This window comes from Lactobacillus sp. ESL0263 (assembly GCF_003692845.1).
Taxonomy (GTDB): domain Bacteria; phylum Bacillota; class Bacilli; order Lactobacillales; family Lactobacillaceae; genus Lactobacillus; species Lactobacillus apis.
In genome coordinates, this window is sequence record NZ_REHL01000007.1 from 1 (window position 1) to 17,913 (window position 17,913).

Below are 17,913 nucleotides of genomic sequence, written 5' to 3' on the forward strand. Positions count from 1 at the left end.
TCTGAACCGTTTGAGTCTGAACCGTTTGATTCTGAGCCATTTGAGTCAGAACCGTTTGAGCCTGAGCCATTTGAGTCAGAACCATTTGAACCTGAGCCATTTGATTCTGAACCGTTCGAGCTTGAGCCATTTGAGTCGGAACCATTTGAGTCAGAACCGTTCGAGCCTGAGCCATTTGATTCAGAACCGTTTGAACTTGAGCCATTTGAGTCTGAACCGTTTGAACCTGAGCCATTTGATTCTGAGCCGTTTGAGTCAGAGCCATTTGATTCTGAGCCGTTTGAACCTGAGCCATTTGAGTCTGAGCCGTTTGATTCAGAACCATTTGAGCCTGATCCATTTGATTCAGAGTCATTTGAGCCTGAGCCATTTGAGTCAGAGCCATTTGAGCCTGAGCCATTTGAGCCTGAACCGTTTGATTCTGAGCCATTTGAGCCTGAGCCATTTGAGTCAGAACCATTTGAGCCTGAACCGTTTGAGCCTGAGCCGTTTGAGTCAGAGCCATTTGAACCTGAACCATTGGATTCTGAACCATTTGAGTCAGAACCGTTTGAACTTGAGCCATTTGAACCTGAACCGTTTGAGTCAGAACCGTTTGATTCTGAGTCATTTGAGCCTGAGCCATTTGAGTCTGAACCGTTTGAACCTGAACCATTTGAACCTGAGCCGTTTGAGTCAGAGCCATTTGAACCTGAACCGTTGGATTCTGAACCATTTGAGTCTGAGCCATTTGAACCTGAACCGTTTGATTCTGAACCATTTGAGTCTGAACCGTTTGAACCTGAGCCATTTGAGTCTGAACCGTTTGAACCTGAGCCATTCGAACCTGAGCCGTTTGAGCCTGAACCGTTTGATTCGGAGCCATTTGATTCAGAACCATTTGAACCTGAGCCGTTTGAGTCAGAGCCATTTGAGCCTGAACCATTTGATTCTGAGCCATTTGAGTCTGAACCGTTTGATTCTGATCCGTTAGATCCTGAACTATTTGAGTCAGAACCATTTGAGTCTGATCCGTTTGAACCTGAACCATTCGAACCTGAGCCACTATTATCCTTAACAATGCTATCAATTGTAGCCATTGCGTCAGTAGCAGCTTGTATCATTTCTGAAATTGTCTTAGCAGCGTCTACATTTGCATTTCCTGCTGCAATTGCCTGATCTATCTTATCCTTAATGGCTTGTTTATCAGCATCACTCAGATTTGGCAGTGCATCTACATCTTTCTTGGCTGAATCTCCATGGTCTTTGATACTGTCCTTGGCTGTATTCTTGTTCTTGGTGTCGTCAGTGCCAGAAACAACTTTGCCAATTTCGTTTGTAACATCAGCTACAACTTGACTAACTTGGTCAGCATTAGTTGCTTGATCTACTTTATCCTTAGCTGCTGCAGCTGCATCATCTATTGCTTTATTGGCAGCTTTTTTATCATCAGGAGTTAACTCTAAATCTTGACTAATCTTGTTCTTAGCATCATTAGCAGCCTTATCGATTGCATCCTTAGCTGCTGCCTTTTGATCATCTAAAGTAATATTTGGTTTCTTAGCGGCAGCAATTCCTGCTAAACCATCTTCTTTAGCTTTGTTCACATCTCCAGCATTTTCAGCTTTATTAATTGCGTCTTTTGCTGTTGCGGCTGCATCATCAACTGCTTGCTTTTCTTTAGCCTTTTCTGCAGCTGTCTTACCAGTATCTTTATCAATTGCATCCTTAGCATTTGCTGCAGCTGCATCAATTTCTGATGAAGCATCAGCTTTTTGTTGGTCAAGTGGTTTACCAGGAATGTATTGAGCATCAATTGCATCAATTCCTGCATTTTCCTTATCCTTGACTTCTTGAGCATCTTCAGCACGATCAATTGCATTCTTAGCCTTTTGAGCTTCCAATTGAACATTTGATGATTGTCTTGCCTTTTCTGATGGAGTTAAGTTTTGATCATTAGTAATAGCTTGGTTAATAGCTGCTGCTTCAGCATCAATTGCTTTCTTAGCATTTTCCTTAACAGCAGTTAATTCAACTGCACTACTATCCTTAACAACTGCATTAATTGCATCAATACCATCTGTTTGAGCTTTTTCAATGCCTTCACTATCAGTTGCAGCATCTACATTGTCTTTAGCTGCATTAGCTGCATCATCAACTGCTTGCTTAGCCTTTGCTTTTTCAGGGTTAGTTAAGTTCTTAGCAGCGTCAATTGATGCTTTAGCTGCAGTTGCAGCTTCATCAATTGCTTTATTAGCTTCAGTCTTTTGATCGTCAAGAGTCTTACCAGGAACATATTGTGCATCAATTGCATTAATACCTGCTACTTCACGATCACTAATTTCTTGTGAATTCTTCGCACGGTCAACTGCATTTTCAGCCTTTTCAAGTTCACCTTCAACATTAGCAGTTTGTGTTGCCTTTTCATCGTCATCAAGAGCGGTGTCAGCTGCAATAATAGCTTTAATTGTGTTTGCTTCTTGAACAAGAGCATCCTTAGCAGATTGCTTTTGAGTTGCCAAGTCATTACCTGACAAGTGTTGAGCATGAAGAACATTCACACCATTAGTGTATTCTTCTTGAACTTGTTGTGCTGTTGCAGCAGCTTCAATCTTGTCAATAGCCTTCTGCATTTGAGCTTCAACTGCAGCAATTTGATCTTTCTTCGTTTGATCATCAAGAACTGGATCACTGTTGATTTCTTCCTTAACAATTTCAGCTTCATCTCTGATTAATTGTTGAGCATATTTCTTTTGATCAACAAGTGACATTGGGTTAGTTAGGTACTTAGAATCAATATCAATGATACCTTTATCACGAGCAGCTTTAATGCCTTGAGCGTTTGTAGCAGCATCAATCTTATTCTTAGCAGCTGTTGCTGCTGCATCAACTGCAGCAATTTGATCAGCTTTAGCCTTACTATCTAATGAAGGATCCTTATTAATCCAACCCTTGATCTTATCAGCTTCCTCATCGATACGATCTTTAGCTGCTTGGCGTTGTTGGTCTAAAGTTGCATCACTTGGTTGGTAATCAGCATCAATAGTGTTAATGCCATCATTAGTTACACCGATTACTCCTTGAGCAGTTGTTGCCTTATCAATTGCGTCTTTAGCTGCAACTGCATCAGCATCTACCTTAGCCTTTTGGGCAGTCTTTTCAGCATCAGTTAGGGTTGGATCAGAATTAATAAGTGACTTAGTGTCCTTAGCTTCTTTGTCAATCTTGGCTTTAGCTGCTTGCTTCTGATCATCTAAGGATGTTCCTGAAACATGATCCTTATCAATAGCCTTAATACCAGCTCTTTGTGCATCTTTAACACCTTGAGCATCAGTTGCATCATCGATATTATCTTTTGCAGTTTGAGCATCAGCATCTACCTTGGCCTTTTGCTCAGCCTTTTCAGCACTAGTTAGAGTTGGATCTGCATCGATTTCACCCTTAATCTTAATTGCTTCATTGTCGATTGCATCTTTTGCATTCTGCTTTTGATCTGATAATGGGGTGTCGCTTGTTACGTGATCACCGTCAATTACTTTCTTACCTTGATCACGTTCATCAACAATACCTTGTGCGTTAGTTGCTGCATCAATATTGTCTTTAGCTGCGGCGGCATCTCTGTCAACCTTATTCTTTTGAGCAGTCTTTTCAGCATTAGTTAAAGTTGGATCTTTTTCGATTTCATCCTTAATCTTAACAGCTTCAGCATCGATTGCATCTTTAGCGTTCTGCTTTTGCTCTTCCAGAGTAGTTGTGTTAGGTTGGTGGTCTTTTCTAATTTGATCTACACCAGCATCATGAGCATCAACTACACCTTGAGCATCGGTCGCATTATCAATTGCAGCCTTAGCTTTTTGAGCATCAGCATCCACCTTAGCCTTTTGCGAAGCTTTCTCTGCATTCGTTAAAGTTGGATCGCCATCAATCTCATTCTTAACTTCTTGTGCAACCTTGTCTATATCACTCTTGGAATTGTCTTTTTGTTGCTGCAGACTCAGCTTATTTGATTGATGAGCTGCTTCAATTGCTGCTTCTCCTGCATTAAAAGCCGCATTTATATCGTCAGCAGTTGTAGCCTTATCGATATTAGCGTTCCCTTCTGCTAGAGCTTTATCGACATCACCCTTTTGATTTGTCTTCTCAGCAGTTGTTAGGGTTGGATCGCCATCAATCTCATTCTTAACTCTTTGTGCAATCTGTTCTAATCTTTGCTTAGCTGCATCTTGTAAGCCTGTTATACCAGCTTTATTTGATTGATGAGCTGCTTCAATTGCTGCTTCTCCTGCGTTAAAAGCCGCATTTATATCGTCAGCAGTTGTAGCCTTATCGATATTAGCGTTCCCTTCTGCTAGAGCTTTATCGACATCACCCTTTTGATTTGTCTTCTCAGCAGTTGTTAGGGTTGGATCGCCATCAATCTCATTCTTAACTCTTTGTGCAATCTGTTCTAATCTTTGCTTAGCTGCATCTTGTAAGCCTGTTATACCAGCTTTATTTGATTGATGAGCTGCTTCAATTGCTGCTTCTCCTGCGTTAAAAGCCGCATTTATATCGTCAGCAGTTGTAGCCTTATCGATATTAGCGTTCCCTTCTGCTAGAGCTTTATCGACATCACCCTTTTGATTTGTCTTCTCAGCAGTTGTTAGGGTTGGATCGCCATCAATCTCATTCTTAACTCTTTGTGCAATCTGATCTAATTTTTGCTTAGCTGCATCTTGTAAGCCTGTTATACCAGCTTTATTTGATTGATGAATTGCGTTAATTGCTGCTATTCCATCATCCTTTGCCTTATTTACGGCATCGGCATCTGGTGCGTTATTAACATTGTCAGTGGCTGTAGCTAAAGCTTGATCTACTGCCTTAGTCTGCTCGTCCTTTTCTGCCGCTGTTAAGGTTGCATCTTTTGCAATCGCATCTTTTGCGTCAGTTGCAGCTTTCTGTAGTGCTTTTATAGCGTCAGCCTTTTGACCTGCTAATGACTTACCTGATTGATGAATTGCATTAATTGCTGCTATTCCATCATCCTTTGCCTTATTTACGGCATCGGCATCTGGTGCGTTATTAACATTGTCAGTGGCTGTAGCTAAAGCTTGATCTACTGCCTTAGTCTGCTCGTCCTTTTCTGCCGCTGTTAAGGTTTCATCTTTTGCAATCACATCTTTTGCGGTAGCTGCAGCTTCTTGTAGTGCTTTTATAGCGTCAGCCTTTTGACCTGCTAATGACTTACCTGATTGATGAATTGCATTAATTGCTGCTATTCCATCAGCCTTTGCCTTATTTACGGCATCGGCATCTGGTGCGTTATTAACATTGTCAGTGGCTGTAGCTAAAGCTTGATCTACTGCCTTAGTCTGCTCGTCCTTTTCTGCCGCTGTTAAGGTTTCATCTTTTGCAATCACATCTTTTGCGGTAGCTGCAGCTTCTTGTAGATCTTTTATAGCGTCAGTCTTTTGATCTGCTAATGCCTTACCCTTATCGTTATGAGCAGCATCAATCTTAGCTATACCATCTTGATAAGCTTTATCAACTTCACTTTGAAGCTCAGCCTTATTTATTTTATCAATTGCTTCATTTCTTGCAGCATTTATGGCATCTTTTTGCTTAGTCTTTTCATCTGTAGTCAGATTTACATTACCATTAACAGCTGTTATGGCATCATCGGCATGAGAATTGATATTATTAATTGCAGTATCTTTTTCCTGTTTAAGAGAATGATAAACATATTTAATGCTGTCTGTACCATTGGCCATGATAAATGTTGACCCAGCTGGAACTTCCTTACCATTTACTTCAACATGATCAAAAGCATAGTTTTTAACATCTGGTGCTTTAGGAATTTCCGTAACATCACCAGTTTTACTAGAAACTGTAATAGGCTGAATTGGTTGAACTGCAATTCCATCTTTGTTTACATATGTTGGAGTAATTGTTTGTTGATTACCTTCTACATAGATAGTAACAAGTGGATTTTCAGTTCCAACTAAAGTGGATTTTGGCTGAACTCCTTGACCAGTTGCTTCAACATAGTAGTGATATCCTGCTGGAACGTTATCTTTTGTATAGTAACTATCTGTCCAATCAACTGTATTAGCATAGTTAGCTGACTGAAGTAGTTTGCCGTTTGATCCTTCATTACCAGTTTGACCCGAAAGATTTGTAGCTAATGCTCCTCTGTCTTTATGGTTGATGTCAACATATTGATATTGCACTTTCTGCGGAGCACCGTATACATAGATTGTATATGTACGGTGTGTGTTCACCATTGGAACAATACCAATGATAGCTTGACCATACGAATCAATTGTCTTATTGTTTGGATCCTTCTTTGCACCAGAGTAAACTTGCTTGCCGAGTGCCCACATATAGTTCTCAGGCATATTGTCGTTTACATATTTTTTACTAATGAAAGGAATAGATTGACCAATGTAATTAGTTGCATCGTCTAAAGGAACTTGAACAGTTTTAAGAACTTTATTGTTTTGGTCAACATACTGTACATCCATTGTACCAACACTAATGGCAAGAGTATTTAACTCACGTGTATTTTTGGAAACAATAGAAGAAGTTACAGTTTCACCGTTAAGATTTTGTAATGTTGCAACCCCATTTGTAACTGACATTGAAGAAAATACTTCAGTATGATCAGCATTTGTACCAGAGTTGTCATCGGAATTAACTCCATCCCAAGTACTAATTTTTGAGTCATTTAATGAAACAGTACCTGTACCATTAAAAATACCTTGAGTACCACTTACTGGTTTTCCGTTAGAGTCAATAATAGCTAAGTGAAGTGTCTTTGGTGAAGTAAATGTGACACTTGATTTACCAGCTACAGATATTATTGCTCCACGACTTGCTTGATTAACATCAAATTTAGTACCAGCAGCAAAAGTAGCCTTTTGATTTCCTGTAAGTTGAATAACACCAGATTGTACAGTGATAGGAGCATTTAAAGTGAAGTTTTCACCAAATTCATAGACAGAATCATCATGGTTTCCCTTAGTGGCATCAATAAAGTATTCGAATCCTTTTTGAGTCCATGTAACATTATCACCAACTTTGGCTTGGTTAACATTGGAGTACCAAGCAGGGAAGTCTGCAGCAACTCCTTGATATGTAGAGGCATAGTTTGAAGATCCGTCTCCCATAGTAAGCTTATTACCGTATCCAGTAGTGCCTGCCTTAGCCATGTGTGTAATGTAAAATTCAGAATAAACAAAACCTGCCCCTGTACCTGGTAGCCTATCCATTTTAACAGAAGCATTATTGGCAAATTCAATATTTGTAACAGACCTAGTAGCCTCATTACTTAATTCAAAATTATTTTCGCCTGAAAATCTAATCGCCGCACTTGGCGCATATGCTACGTGCGCAGGACCGTTAGAGTTTTTTACAGGCTGATTTGAACCAAGATTAATATTATCAATATTAATTGTCAATCCACCTGCAGCATCAGTTGCAAGCCCACCATCAGTAAAGACTAACGAGTTATAAGTAGCGTTGTTATTTGTAGTACCTGACTTAAAAGTAGCATTAGTAATCGTAACAGTTGTAGGATTGGTACTACCAACTCCTGTTATATAAAAACTCTTAGCTTTAGCTACTGAAGTAGCAGCTCCTAAGTCGATAGTATGACCGTTACCGTTAACAACTATACTTTTACCTACACGCGCATTGAAAGTCGATCCATCATCAGCAATATCTGCAGTAATATTGATATAAGTAACCGTGGTATCTTGCCAGGCTGCTGCTAACTGAGCAAGCGTGGAAACATTGGCCACCTTTTGCTTATATTTATCTGGGTTCAGTATTTGATCCGGTGTTGGAACGTTAACTGAAGTAGGGGTATTAGTAGTACCTCTATTAACTTGATCTTGGAAAGCAAGACGATCACTATCTTGGTCTGAACCCACCGTAACACTATTATCACCGGTGGTATCTGCAGCAGTATCTACTCTTGGCGTAGCTTCAGCTTGAGAAGTATACTGATTTGTATCTTTCTTATCTGCAGTAGTATTCGCAGTAGTTTGACCAGTAACTGAATCAGTAGAAGCTGCTCTTGGTGCTAACTTACTTGCTTCAGTTTTACCAGTTTGGTTACCAGCAACTAATGAAGAAGTGTCTTCTGATTTGACAGTCTTTGTAGTTGAAGTCTTGTCAGAAGTTGCAGTAATGCCAGCAGTATCAGAACTCGTTCTGAAGAAAGAACTAAGTCCTTTATATGTAGAAACACCTACTTTTTTGTTAGTAGCAGGCTTCTTTGACATATCAACGACTGGCTCTTTTTTAGCACTAGTCTTCTTTTTAGAAGCAGTAATAGTACCTGGCTTATAGCTATTAGTGATGCTAATATTTGCATCATCTAAAATTGCTTTAATAGCAGGTAAATCCTCAGCTTTGTTTACTTTATCTTTAGCATCAGCAACAATAGCATCAACGTTCTTAAGTTGAGTACTTTTAGCACTGCTTGAAAGGTTTTGATCAGCGTTGATCTTTGCTTTTGCAGTGGTTGCTGTTGTATCAATAGTAGTCAAAGCATTTTGCTTAGCATCATCAACCGACTTCGAGTCAATTGATTTTTGTAACTCTTGGTCTACTCCCTTTTGATCATTTTGGGATTCGACTTCAGCGGCTTTTACCGGAGTAGAAGCACTACTGCCGAGGTATATTCCACCAAGCATGAAAGTCAATAAAGAATAGCTTACGAGCCAGCCTTTTTTGCTTTTATGCATTTTATAATTTGTATTTTTAGTCTCTTCGACTAACCTTGGATTTTTTTTCAAATTATACTCTCCAATCTCCCTATTAATATATAACACCACTAGTTTAGCACATCATCAGCACTTAGAATAGTTATTTTTTAAGTGATTTTGTTAACATGAAGCCAGTTATAACAGCTATTACAGCAACGGTTATATGAACAGTAATCGTTTTTTAACACGTATGTTTTTTTAAAAAATTAAACGTGATATTGAAAAAGTGTTTTCTTTATAAAGCTTATTTATAAAGAATTTGTATATATCAAAATATTAGATAACCGATTCGTTATTTAATTTTAGTGACCGTTTAACAAAAAAATATGCAAAAGTTTTTATAATAACGTTATTTAAAACCGAAGAAATAAATACAAGTATCGGTTTTTTTGAAAAAATCCCGGAATTAATTATTATATCTTCATACATGAAATTCGGTTTATTTCTGTATTAGAAGTTAGTTTCTTAATTGATATCATTACATTATTTATTATTTCTAACTTAGTTAACTAAGACTCGATTATTTCCAACAAAAAAGGCAACAAACTATTTAAAGTTTGTTGCCTTTTGTTATGAATTCTTTTGAAAATTAACTTCAAAAATATTTTTCAGTGTTTCTATTCAAAAGCTGTCTGTTTTACAAATTGACCATTACCAATTGAATAGTAAGTTTTACCTTTAATTACAACGATTTCACCAAAAGTACGAATAGTCTCGCCAACATTCATAGTTACTTTACCAATTCGTTTACCTTCAATATTATAAACATCGGCTTTTGAAGTTAATACACGAGAGGTACCGTTGACTTCATCACTATCAAGATATTGACCGTTACCAATTTCAATAAACTTGCGACCATTGATAGTCTTGGTTTCACCAGTTGCTACTCGTGAACCAGCTGATAAAACAACTTGACCATTTTGTTGACCTTCACTGTTATAAACATTTGCGTTGTGATTTAACACTGCATTTGCAATAACACCGTCAGCTAATGTTTCATTTGCTTCCTTGTCATTGGTTCCAAAGTTAACTGCTTTTACATAGCGATCATCATCGATGATGTAAAATTCTTTATCACCAATTTTAACTGGATCACCATAAGTATCTACTTCAGTATTCCTTCTGAGTAACTGAGTGCCTACACGCTTGCCATCTTTATTATAAACAAATGAGTTCTTCAATAAGATACGTTTTTGAGCATTGATGTTATTAGCAGCGATGTATAAACCATTGTCAGTCAAATAGAATTCGCGGCCATTAATCATTTCAGTTCCGTAAGTGTTAATCATTGAACCCTTTTGAGCAACTAATAAGTTTGCACGCTTACCTTCTTTGTTGTAGAAGTAAGCATTATGAGCAAGCTTTCTTTCAACTGCTCCAGTTGTATCTGGAGCTGCTGTATCAGCAAATGTTCTTGTATCAATTCCTGAAAAGTCTGTATTTTCAGTATTAGAACTTGCTGAATTTGACGATTCAATGTTTTGTTCATTAGGAACTTGTGAATCAGATGTGTTGGATTCTGACGAGTTACTCTCTAAACCATTTGATTCAGGTCCGTTAGATTCGGATGAGTTGCTCTCTGAACCATTCGATTCTGATCCGTTTGACTCTGATGCGTTGCTTTCTGAGCCATTTGATTCAGATCCGTTTGACTCTGACGCGTTGCTCTCTGAGCCATTTGATTCAGAACCATTGGATTCTGATGAGTTGCTCTCTGAACCATTCGATTCGGAACCGTTTGACTCTGATGCGTTGCTTTCTGAGCCATTTGATTCTGATCCGTTAGATTCGGATGAGTTGCTCTCTGAACCGTTTGATTCAGATCCGTTTGACTCTGATGAGTTGCTCTCTGAACCATTCGATTCAGATCCGTTTGACTCTGATGAGTTGCTCTCTGAACCATTTGATTCAGAACCGTTTGATTCGGATGAGTTGCTCTCTGAACCATTTGATTCAGAACCGTTTGACTCGGATGAGTTGCTCTCTGAGCCATTTGATTCGGAACCGTTTGACTCGGATGCATTACTCTCTGAACCATTCGACTCAGATCCGTTTGACTCGGATGAATTACTCTCTGAACCATTCGATTCAGATCCATTTGACTCTGACGAGTTGCTCTCTGAACCATTTGATTCTGAGCCGTTGGATTCGGATGAGTTACTTTCTGAGCCGTTGGACTCTGATGAATTGCTCTCTGAACCATTCGATTCGGAACCGTTGGACTCTGATGAATTACTCTCTGAACCATTCGATTCAGATCCATTTGACTCTGACGAGTTGCTCTCTGAACCATTTGATTCTGATCCGTTGGACTCGGATGCGTTGCTCTCTGAACCATTTGATTCGGAGCCGTTTGACTCTGATGAGTTGCTTTCTGAGCCATTTGATTCAGATCCGTTTGATTCGGATGAGTTGCTCTCTGAGCCATTTGCTTCGGAACCGTTTGACTCGGATGCATTACTCTCTGAGCCATTCGATTCTGATCCGTTTGACTCGGATGCGTTGCTCTCTGAGCCATTTGATTCTGATCCGTTTGACTCTGACGAGTTGCTCTCTGAACCATTTGATTCAGAGCCATTTGACTCTGATGAGTTGCTCTCTGAGCCATTTGATTCTGATCCGTTTGACTCTGATGAATTGCTCTCTGAACCATTTGATTCTGATCCGTTTGATTCGGATGAGTTGCTCTCTGAGCCATTTGATTCGGATCCGTTTGACTCTGATGCATTGCTCTCTGAGCCATTTGATTCGGATCCGTTTGACTCGGATGAGTTGCTCTCTGAACCATTTGATTCAGATCCGTTTGATTCGGATGCGTTGCTCTCTGAGCCATTTGATTCTGATCCGTTTGATTCAGATGAGTTGCTTTCTGAGCCATTTGATTCGGAACCGTTTGACTCTGATGCGTTACTCTCTGAACCATTTGATTCAGACCCGTTTGACTCGGATGAGTTGCTCTCTGAGCCATTTGATTCAGATCCGTTTGATTCGGATGAGTTGCTCTCTGAGCCATTTGATTCTGATCCGTTTGACTCGGATGCGTTGCTCTCTGAGCCATTTGATTCTGATCCGTTTGATTCAGATGAGTTGCTTTCTGAGCCATTTGATTCGGAACCGTTTGACTCTGATGCATTACTCTCTGAACCATTTGATTCAGATCCGTTTGACTCTGATGAGTTGCTCTCTGAACCATTTGATTCAGAACCGTTTGATTCGGATGCGTTGCTCTCTGAACCATTTGATTCAGATCCGTTTGACTCTGACGCGTTGCTCTCTGAACCATTTGATTCAGATCCGTTTGATTCGGATGAGTTGCTCTCTGAGCCATTTGATTCGGAACCGTTGGACTCGGATGAGTTATTTTCTGAACCATTTGATTCAGATCCGTTTGACTCTGATGAGTTGCTCTCTGAACCATTTGATTCAGAACCGTTTGATTCGGATGAGTTGCTTTCTGAGCCATTTGATTCAGATCCGTTTGACTCTGACGCGTTGCTCTCTGAACCATTTGATTCAGATCCGTTTGATTCGGATGAGTTGCTCTCTGAGCCATTTGATTCGGAACCGTTTGACTCGGATGAGTTATTTTCTGAGCCATTTGATTCTGATCCGTTTGACTCTGACGAGTTGCTCTCTGAACCATTTGATTCTGATCCGTTTGATTCGGATGAGTTGCTCTCTGAACCATTTGATTCTGATCCGTTTGATTCGGATGAGTTGCTCTCTGAGCCATTTGATTCTGATCCGTTTGATTCGGATGAGTTGCTCTCTGAACCATTCGATTCTGATCCGTTTGACTCGGATGAGTTGCTTTCTGAGCCATTTGATTCTGATCCGTTTGACTCTGACGAGTTGCTCTCTGAACCATTTGATTCAGATCCGTTTGACTCTGACGAGTTGCTTTCTGAACCATTTGATTCTGATCCGTTTGATTCGGATGAGTTGCTCTCTGAGCCATTTGATTCTGATCCGTTTGAGTTTGAACCATTAGATCCAGCGCCATTTGAAGCAGTTGGATTTGTAACAATTGCATCAATTTCTGCTTGAATGCTACTTATTACTTTTAAGACTTGTGAATCAGTTGCTGCATCAATCTTGGCATTACCGTTTTGAACAGCTTGATCGATTTTATCCTTTGCGCTTTGCTTTTCAGCATCACTCAAGTTAGATAAGCGATCAATTTCCTTCTTTGCTGATTCAGCTTTCTTGCTAATAATACCTTTAGCTTGAGTCTTGAGCTTAAGTGAGGCAGTGTTTGTTGCTGCATTGTTAATCTGAGCTATTCCATCTGCTAATGCTTGGCTAACTGATTCACTGCTTGTAGCTTGGGCAACCTTGTCTCTAGCTACTGCAGCAGCGGAATCTACAAGTTGGTTAACTGCAATTTTTTCACTAGTAGTTAAAGATGAATCTTGGGCAACCTTAATTTTTGCATCATTTACTGCTTTAGTAATTGACTCGTTGGCTGCTACTTTTTGATCGTCGATAGTAACCATTGGATTTTGAGCAAATGCAATAGCTGTTAATCCATCAGATTTAGCTTTATCTACCTCTGCAGCATTGTTTGCTTGATTAATAGCCTTTTGTGCTGCACTAGCTGCATTAGAAACAGCCATCTTTTCTTTAGCCTTTTCAGCTGCTGATTTTGTTTGATCGCTATCAATCTTAGCATTTGCACTAGCTAATGCATCCTCAATGACCTTATTAGCTGCTAACTTTTGATCTTTTAATGGCTTTCCAGGAATGTATTGAGCATCAATTGCCTTAATTCCAGCATCTTGTCTATCTTTAACTTCTTGAGCATTTTCAGCGCGGTCGATAGCATTTTGTGCTTTCTGAGCTTCCAAGTCAACGTTAGCTGATTGAGTTGCTTTAGCAGAAGCAGTTAATCCTTGATCACTGCTAATTGCTTCTTTAATCGTAGTTGCTTCAGCACTAATTGCGTTCTTAGCATTTAGCTTAACAGTTGTTAATTCAGCTGCACTATTGTTCTTAACTACTGCATTAATTGCATCAACTCCAGCAACTTTAGCCTTATTAATAGTTTGAGCATTAGTTGCTGACTTAATAGCATCCTTAGCTGCATTAGCTGCATCATCAACAGCTTGTTTTGCTTTAGCCTTTTCTGGAGCAGTTAAGTTCTTGGCTTGATCAATCGAAGCTTTAGCTGCTGCTACAGTATCATCAATAATCTTGACTGCTTCAGCTCTTTGTACTTGTAATTTCTCACCCTTGATATGTTGAGCGTCAATTGCATTAATACCGGCAACTTCACGGTCACTAATTTCTTGAGCATTCTTAGCACGGTCAACAGCATTTTGAGCCTTTTGAAGCTCTGCGTTAACTTTCGCAGTTTGAGTTGCTTTAGTTGTATCACTCAAGGAAGTGTCATTAGCAATAATCTTCTTAATAGTTGCTGCTTCTTGAGCAAGTATATCCTTAGCAGCTTGCTTTTGTGTTTCAAGATCATTACCTGACAGGTGTTGCGCATGAAGAATGTTGACACCATTTACATACTCATCTTGAACAGCTTGAGCATCAGTTGCAGCATCAATCTTATCTAAAGCCTTTTGCTTTTGTGCTTCAACTGCTTTGACTTGATCTGCCTTAGTACTGTCTTCAAGAACCTCATCACTGTTAATTTCTTCCTTAACAATTTCGGCTTCGTCTCTAATTAATTGCTTAGCATATTCTTTTTGATCAGCTAAAGAAATCAAATTAGTTACATACTTGGAGTTAATAGCTGCAATACCTTTTTCGAGAGCAATCTTAATACCTTGGGCATTTACTGCTGCATCGATATTATCTTTTGCTTTGGCTGCAGCATCATCAACAGCAGCAGACTGTTCAGCCTTAGCTTTGCTATCTAATGAAGAATCCTTATTAATCCAACCTTTTACCTTTGATGCTTCGAGATCAATTCGGTCTTTAGCTTCCTGACGTTGTTGATCTAAGCTAGAAGTATTTGATTGATGATCATTATTAATAGCGGTGATACCGTCTTCAGTTGCTGCAATTATAGCTTGGGCAGAAGATGCGTTATCAATATTGTTTTTCGCAATAATTTCGTCTGCATCAACAGCTGCCTTTTGAGAAGCTTTTTCAGTATCAGTTAACGTCGTATCAGCGGAAATGGCTGACTTAACAGTTCTAGCTTCCTGACTAATTCTAGCTTTCGCTGACTGTCTTTGCTCATCTAAAGAAGTACCAGATACATGATCAGCATTAATTGCTTTAATACCTTCTTTTAATGCATTTTGTACGTCTTGAGCATTAGAAGCAAGATCAATCTTGTCTTTGGCTGCTTGAGCGTCAATATCAACCTTGGCCTTCTGCGTAGCCTTATCAGAACTTAATAAAGTTGTATCAGTGTCAATTTCACCCTTAACTTTAACAACTTCCTGATCAATTCGATCCTTAGCATCTTGCTTTTGGTCAGATAATGGAACATCACTACGGACATGATCACGTCTAATTGCTTTAATTCCCTGATCACGCGCATCGATTATTCCTTGTGCATCAGTTGCAGCATCAATATTGTTTTTAGCATCAGTAGCATCTTTATCAACGTTACGCTTTTGAGCAGTCTTTTCAGCTGTAGTTAAAGCTTCGTCAGCTTCGATTTCACCCTTGACTTCTACGGCAACCTGATCAATCCGATCCTTAGCACTTTGTTTTTGATCTGCTATTGGTAGGGTATTTGATTGATGATCAGCTCTAATCTTTTCAATTCCGCGATCACGTGAATCGATTATTCCTTGTGCGTCAGAGGCTAAATTAATATTCTGTTTTGCTTCCGCAGCATCTTTATCAACATTAACTTTTTGAGCTATCTTTTCAGAATTAGTCAATGTAATATCGGCATCGATTTCAGTCTTAACTTCACTTGCAACTTGATCAATTCGGTCTTTTGCAGTGGTCTTCTGACTACTTAAATCCGTACCTGGCTTGTGGGCAGCATTGATCTTATTCTTACCGTCTGCGACTGCTTGAATAACTTCATCTGGCGTATTTGCAGCATCGATTGCTGTATTAGCTTCTGTTACTGCCTGATCAACATCTTGCTTCTGTTTGTTCTTTTCGTCAGTAGTTAAGTTTTGATCGGCATCAATCTGGTTTTTAACTGAATCTGCTTCATTAGCGATATCTTGCTTCGCATTGTTCTTTTGACTGCTTAAGTCCTTGCCTGGTTGGTAAGCACCATTAATTTTATCTTTACCATCTTGCTCTGCCTTAGCAATTTCATCTGGGGTCTTAGCTTTATCAATGGCATCTTTAGCTTCGGAAGCTGCTTTATCGACATCCTGTTTCTGTTTGTTCTTTTCGTCAGTCGTCAGATTCTTGTCGGCATCAATCTTGTCCTTAACATCGTTGGCAGTCTTATCAATTTCCTTGTTAGAGTCTGCCTTTTGATCTGTTAAGCTCTTGCCTGGCTTATATGCGGCATTAATCTTGGCCTTACCATCTGCTACTGCCTTGGCAATTTCATCTGGCGTATTTGCGGCATCGATTGCGGCATTGGCTTCTGTTACTGCCTGATCAACATTCTTCTTTTGTTCTTCTTTTGTAGCAGTTGTTAATAAGCTGTCGGCATCAATCCTGCCCTTAACCAATTTTGCTTCATCGGCAATTTCTTGCTTACCGTCACTCTTTTGGGTACTTAAATCTGTTGTACCTGGCTTGTATGCGGCATTAATCTTGGCCTTACCATCTGCCACTGCCTTGGCAATTTCATCTGGCGTGGTTGCGGCATCAATTGCGGCGTTGGCTTCTGTTACTGCCTGATCAACATTCTTCTTTTGTTCTTCTTTTGTAGCAGTAGTCAATAAGCTGTCGGCATCAATCCTATCCTTAACCAATTTTGCTTCATCGGCAATTTCTTGCTTACCGTTACTCTTTTGGGTACTTAAATCTGTTGTACCTGGCTTGTATGCGGCATTAATCTTGGCCTTACCATCTGCTACTGCCTTGGCAATCTCATCTGGCGTGGTTGCAGCATCGATTGCGGCATTGGCTTCTGTTACTGCCTGATCAACATTCTTCTTTTGTTCTTCTTTTGTAGCAGTTGTTAATAAGCTGTCGGCATCAATCCTATCCTTAACCGATTTTGCTTCATCGGCAATTTCTTGCTTAGCATTGTTCTTTTGGGTACTTAAATCTGTTGTACCTGGCTTGTATGCGGCATTAATCTTGACCTTACCATCTGCTACTGCCTTGGCAATTTCATCTGGCGTGGTTGCGGCATCAATTGCGGCATTGGCTTCTGCTACAGCGTTATCAACATCTTGCTTCTGCTTGTTCTTTTCAACAGTAGTTAATAAGCTATCGGCATCGATACTATCCTTAACCGATTTTGCTTCATTGGCTATGTCTTGCTTAGCATTGTTCTTTTGGGTACTTAAATCTGTTGTACCTGGCTTGTATGCGGCATTAATCTTGACCTTACCATCTGCTACTGCCTTGGCAATTTCATCTGGCGTGGTTGCGGCATCAATTGCGGCATTGGCTTCTGCTACAGCGTTATCAACATCTTGCTTCTGCTTGTTCTTTTCAACAGTAGTTAATAAGCTATCGGCATCGATACTATCCTTAACCGATTTTGCTTCATTGGCTATGTCTTGCTTAGCATTGTTCTTTTGGGTACTTAAATCTGTTGTACCTGGCTTGTATGCGGCATTAATCTTGACCTTACCATCTGCTACTGCCTTGGCAATTTCATCTGGCGTGGTTGCGGCATCAATTGCAGCATTGGCTTCTGCTACAGCGTTATCAACGTCTTGCTTCTGTTTGTTCTTTTCAGTAGTAGTCAATAAGCTATCGGCATCGATCTTATCCTTAACCGATTTTGCTTCATCGGCAATTTCTTGCTTAGCGTTCTCTCTGCCCTCTGGAAGCTCTCCCTTTTCATATGCTGTAATAATAAGTGCCTTACCCATGTTAAGTGCTTGAGCTACACCATCACCACTAGTTGCACTATCAATATTACTCTTGACAGTTTCACCCAAACTCTTTGCACGATTCTTCTGAGCTTCCTTTTTAGCTGTACTTAAGTACGGGTCAGCGTCAATTAGCCCTTGGACTCTTGCCACCTCAGCATCAATATCGCCCTTAGCAGTAGCTTTTGCATTATCAAGGTTTCCTGACTGATATGCTGCTGCTATTGCTGCTTTACCATCTTCAA

General features: G+C 39.8%; 2 protein-coding genes. Both read right to left on the minus strand.

Going from position 1 to position 17,913, the window contains the following annotated elements:
* Positions 1–8,762 (minus strand): DUF1542 domain-containing protein (locus F5ESL0263_RS08610; protein ID WP_122036414.1); only part of this gene is annotated, 8,762 nt, incomplete at its 3' end.
* 587 nt (positions 8,763–9,349) lie between these two features.
* Complete coding sequence (locus F5ESL0263_RS08615; protein ID WP_370448862.1) at positions 9,350–17,893, minus strand: DUF1542 domain-containing protein; 8,544 nt, start codon at positions 17,891–17,893, stop codon at positions 9,350–9,352.
* Positions 17,894–17,913 lie beyond the last annotated feature (20 nt).